The organism is Paenibacillus xylanilyticus (genome assembly GCF_013359935.1).
GTDB classification, from domain to species: domain Bacteria; phylum Bacillota; class Bacilli; order Paenibacillales; family Paenibacillaceae; genus Paenibacillus; species Paenibacillus xylanilyticus.
In genome coordinates this window covers 1-393 of record NZ_JABMCB010000205.1, presented here as the reverse complement: position 1 = coordinate 393, position 393 = coordinate 1, and the positions used below count along the sequence as shown (strand labels likewise).

Below are 393 nucleotides of genomic sequence, written 5' to 3'. Positions count from 1 at the left end.
CCTGCTAACAACGTATAGTCTGGGGACGTTCCTGGTATCCCAGTCGGAGATGCCACATTGGCAATATACGTGCTGCCATTAAACGTAACAACCTGACCGAAGGAGTACGTCGGCGCTACGACCGGATCGAATGGCACGACTCCACTCAAACCGATACCCGTTGCTCCCGTGATTCCTGTTATCCCTGTCGCTCCCGTTTCACCTGTGCCACCCGTTCCGCCGGTAATCCCAGTAACGCCTGTTGCTCCTGCACCTGCTAACAACGTATAGTCTGGGGACGTTCCTGGTATCCCAGTCGGAGATGCCACATTGGCAATATACGTGCTGCCATTAAACGTAACAACCTGACCGAAGGAGTACGTCGGCGCTACGACCGGATCGAATGGCACGACT

1 pseudogene is annotated in these 393 nt (G+C 54.7%); it reads right to left on the bottom strand.

What is annotated here, in order from left to right:
• Positions 1-393, bottom strand: a pseudogene (locus HP552_RS31680) (hypothetical protein); the annotation flags it as partial.